Source organism: Phenylobacterium sp., assembly GCF_031412415.1.
Lineage (GTDB): Bacteria > Pseudomonadota > Alphaproteobacteria > Caulobacterales > Caulobacteraceae > Phenylobacterium.
Genome location: NZ_JANOCX010000288.1, coordinates 1 through 4,140, shown reverse-complemented (window position 1 = coordinate 4,140; position 4,140 = coordinate 1). Strand labels below are relative to the sequence as shown.

Genomic DNA, 4,140 nt, shown 5'->3' with positions numbered 1-4,140 from the left:
CCCGAACCTGGTCGCGCTGTCCGGACAGAAGGCGAGCTTCCTGGCCGGCGGCGAGTTTCCGTTCCCGGTGCCTTCAGGCCGCGACAACATCACCATCGAGTTCCGCGAGTTCGGGGTGAAGCTCGATTTCCAGCCGACCGTGCAGGACAACGGCCTGATCCGCATGCTGGTCGCGCCGGAGGTCAGCCAACTCGACCACAACAACAACCTTCGCATCCAGGGCTTCGAGATTCCGAGCCTGGTGGTGCGCCGGACCGAGACGACCGTCGAACTGAAGGATGGCGAAGCCTTCGCGGTCGCGGGCCTTTTCCAGCAGGACTACGTCAACCAGGTCCGCCAGCTGCCGGGCGCGGGCGATGTGCCGATCCTGGGAAGCCTGTTCAGGTCCGCGCGGTGGCGGCGCGCCGAGACCGAGTTGGTGGTGATCATCACGCCCAGGCTGGCGACGGCCGCGGACCTGCAGCCCGCCAATCAGCCCGATCCCTTCCGGGGGCAGGAGGCGAGCGCGATCGACTTGATCCTCAACGGCTTGTCGCTGGACCAGCCCCTGGCCGCCCCCGTGAGCGGCAAGTCGCCCCGCGGATGACCCCCATGCAGCGTGTCGCGAGGCCCCCGCAATGACTCACTGGAGCCTGCTTGGCCGCCGTGTCCTGGCCATCGGGACGACGCTCGCGCCCTTGGCCCGCGGGCCGCTGTTCGGCGCCGCCTTCGAGGTCGCCGGGCTCGAGCGCTTGACCGACCTGCGTCCCGCCATGGTCGACCTGATCCTGATCGACGCCGACGCCGCCGATCCCGCGGCCTTGGGCCAGGCGTTCGAGGGTCTGGCGACCATGCCTGGAGCGCCTCCGACCCTGATGCTGGGCCAGAGGCTGCCGGCGAACCTGGTCCGCGCCCTGATGCGGATGAAGCATTCCGACGTACTGGAGGCTCCGTTCACCGACGAACAACTTCAGGCGACGATCTATGCCTTGCTGGACGGGGCTGGCGCGGAACAGGCCGCCACGTCGAGCCACGCCTCGCGCTGCTGGGCCGTCGTCGGCGCGGTGGGCGGGGCAGGGGCCACGACCCTGGCCATCGAGATCGCCAGCGCCTTGGCCGGGCGCACGACCAAGGATCAGGGGGTCTGCCTGATCGACCTGCACCTGGCCGACGGCGCGACCTCGGCCTATCTGGCGGCGACGCCGGCCATGGGGCTGTCGCAGTTCGGACAGGCCGCGGAGCGGATGGACGCGGCCCTGCTGGCGGCCTTCACCACCCCCATCTCCAAGGGTCTCGATCTGTTGGCCTGTCCGCGAGACCCGGTGGCCTTCGATCTGATCTCCCGCGAGGCCGTGCTGCGGATCCTGGAGATCGCCTGCGACGCCTATGAGTTCGTGATCATCGACATGCCGCGTCATCGACGCCCCTGGTCGCAGGAAGTGCTGTCCGGCGCCGACGAGGTTCTAGTGATTTCCGAACTGACCGTGCCGGCCCTGCTGGCGGCCCGTTCGCTCTCCGAGGAGATCGAGGCGGCGCTGCCGGTCGGCCGCAAGGCCCGTATCGTGCTCAACCGCCTGGCCAGCCGGATGTTCGGCCCGACACCCTCGACCGCCGAGGCCGAGCGGGCCCTGGAGCGCAAGACGGAGGCCAGCATCAGCTCCGATTGGGAGGCCGCCGCGGCGTCCGTCAACCTGGGCGGCCCGATCAGCCAGTATCGGCCGAAATCGAAGATCGTGCGCGACGTTGCGGTGCTGATCGACCGCGTGCTTGGGGTGACCGACCGCCGCGCCGGCTGGTCTCGGCGGGCCGCCTGATGGGTCGCTTCAACCTCACCAAACCCGCCGCGCCCGCGTCCAGCGATCCGGCGATCGTTCTCGACGCCGCGCCGCCGCCGCCGTCCGAGTCGAGCGACCAACGTAATTCCGAGAACAAGATGCTGGACGTGAAGATGAAGCTTCACGCCCGGCTGATCGAAGAGCTGGATCTCTCCAAGCTGGAGAAGCTTGCCGAGGGGGAGCTGCGCAAGCAGGTCCTGTCCCTGGTCGTCGACTTCGCCCGCGACGAGCGCCTGATGCTCAACACCAATGAGCTGGAGGAACTGGGCGCCTCGGTCCACGACGAGATGGTGGGCCTGGGACCCATCGAGCCGTTGCTGAAGGACGACAGCGTCAACGACATCCTGATCAACGGGCCGTTCCAGGTCTATGTGGAGCGGCGCGGTGAGCTGGAGCCGACGCCGGTCAGGTTCCGCGATAACGACCATCTGCTGCGGATCATCAACCGCATCGTCGCCGGCGTCGGCCGCCGGATCGACGAGAGCTCACCCATGGTCGACGCCCGCCTGCCCGACGGCAGCCGCGTCAACGCCGCCATAGCCCCCGTCGCCATCGACGGCGCCTGCGTGTCGATCCGCAAGTTCTCCAAGAAGCCCTACACCCTGGACAAGCTGGTGGACGTCGGCGCCATGCCCCAGTGCGTCGCCGACTTCCTGCACGGGGCGATCAGGGCGCGGGTCTCGACGGTGATCTCGGGCGGCACGGGTTCGGGCAAGACCACCATGCTGAACGCCCTGTCGGCGGCGATCAGCCACGGCGAGCGCCTGATCACCATCGAGGACGCCGCCGAGCTTCAGATGCAGCAGCCCCACGTGGTGCGCATGGAGACCCGCCCGCCCAACATCGAGGGCAAGGGCGAGATCCGCCAGCGCGAGCTGGTCAAGAACGCCCTGCGGATGCGCCCCGACCGAGTGATCCTGGGCGAGGTGCGCGGCGAGGAGGCCTTCGACATGCTCCAGGCCATGAACACCGGCCACGAGGGCTCCATGGCCACCATCCACGCCAACACGCCCCGCGACGCCATCACCCGCCTGGAGCAGATGGTGGCCATGTCGGGCATGCGTCTGACGCCGGAAAGCACGCGCGGGCAGATCGCCTCGGCGATTGGCATGATCGTCCAGGTCATGCGGCTTTCTGACGGCAAGCGGAAAGTGATGAGCGTCACCGAGATCACCGGCATGGAGGGCCAGGTGGTGCAGATGCAGGAGATCTTCGCCTTTAATCGCACGCACACCACCGCCGACGGCGCGGTGCACGGTGAGTTCCGCGCCACCGGGCTGCGCCCCAAGTGCCTGGACGAGATGATCCGGCGGGGCATCGCCTATGATGTGGCCAATTTCGATCCGTCACGGGCGTTGGGCTGATGCAGGTCGACGTCGCCTGGGTCTACCTAATCCTGGTGTTCGCCACCGTGTTCGCCGCGGCGCAGGCCGCCATCGGCCTGGCCCGGACCGCTCAGCAGAAGCGCAAGGTCAACCGCCGCCTGATCCTGGCCGAGCGGACCGGCGGCATCGCCGAACTGGTGGTCGAACTGCGCAAGCAGCGCGGCCTGACGGCCTCCGGCGACACCAAGGGTGGCTGGGCGTGGTTGGGCGGACTGATCGTGCGATCCGGCGTGCCCTACGACGCGCGGCGCTGGTTGATCTCCGTGCTGGCCGTCGCCGTGGTGGGCGGCGCCATGGGGTTCCTGGCGACCCGGTCGATCTTCGCCATCCCTGTCGCCGCGCTGCTCTGCGCGTCGGGACTGCCGATCGTCTTCCTCAAGGTCATGGCCGGTCGCCGGGCGACGGCGCTGGGCAATCAGCTTCCGCAAGGCCTGGAGATCATCGTGCGCAGCCTGGAGGCCGGGCACCCGGTGCCCACGGCGATCGCCCTGGTCGGCCGCGAGATGAGCGACCCGATCGGCTCCGAGTTCGGCATGGCGGCCGACGAGATCGCCTATGGGGCCACCCTGGAACAGGCCGTCGAGCGGATGTCCCAGCGCTGTCGGCATCCCGATGTCGATCTGTTCGCCGCCACCGTCAGGCTGCAGGAGCGGGCCGGCGGCAACCTGACCGGTCTGCTGAAGCTCAACGCCAACACCGTGCGCGAACGCCAGCGCATGCGCTTGAAGATCAAGGCGGCGTCCGCCGAAGGTCGGGTCTCGGCCGCGATCCTCAGCTCGGCGCCCCTGGTGGCCGTCGGCGCCATCATGATCCTGGCGCCCGACTTCTATGGCGATGTCATCCACGAGCCGTTCATCCAGATGGGGCTGAGCGGGTTCGCGGTCTGGATCGTCATCGGCAACCTGATCATGCGCAAGATGGTCGCCATGCGGATCTGATGT

General features: G+C 68.5%; 4 protein-coding genes. All 4 read left to right on the top strand.

Going from position 1 to position 4,140, the window contains the following annotated elements:
• The coding region (locus RMO04_RS13945) for a type II and III secretion system protein family protein (protein WP_405041507.1) at positions 1-586 on the top strand (586 nt) is incomplete at its 5' end.
• Between the two features lie 31 nt (positions 587-617).
• Positions 618-1,793, top strand: a complete 1,176-nt coding sequence (locus RMO04_RS13940; RefSeq protein ID WP_309645374.1) for an AAA family ATPase — start codon at positions 618-620, stop codon at positions 1,791-1,793.
• On the top strand, positions 1,793-3,178 hold the full coding sequence (locus RMO04_RS13935) for a CpaF family protein (protein WP_309645373.1): 1,386 nt from the start codon (positions 1,793-1,795) through the stop codon (positions 3,176-3,178). Before RMO04_RS13940 ends, RMO04_RS13935 begins: the two co-directional genes overlap by 1 nt.
• Positions 3,178-4,137, top strand: a complete 960-nt coding sequence (locus RMO04_RS13930; RefSeq protein ID WP_309645372.1) for a type II secretion system F family protein — start codon at positions 3,178-3,180, stop codon at positions 4,135-4,137. The genes RMO04_RS13935 and RMO04_RS13930 overlap by 1 nt, the downstream gene beginning before the upstream one ends.
• The last annotated feature ends 3 nt before the right edge of the window (positions 4,138-4,140 follow it).

Excerpts from the sequence above, each read along its gene's own strand:
- RMO04_RS13930 (WP_309645372.1), top strand. The coding sequence starts at position 3,178 with ATGCAGGTCGACGTCGCCTGGGTCTACCTAATCCTGGTGTTCGCCACC.
- RMO04_RS13940 (WP_309645374.1), top strand. The coding sequence starts at position 618 with ATGACTCACTGGAGCCTGCTTGGCCGCCGTGTCCTGGCCATCGGGACG.
- RMO04_RS13935 (WP_309645373.1), top strand. The coding sequence starts at position 1,793 with ATGGGTCGCTTCAACCTCACCAAACCCGCCGCGCCCGCGTCCAGCGAT.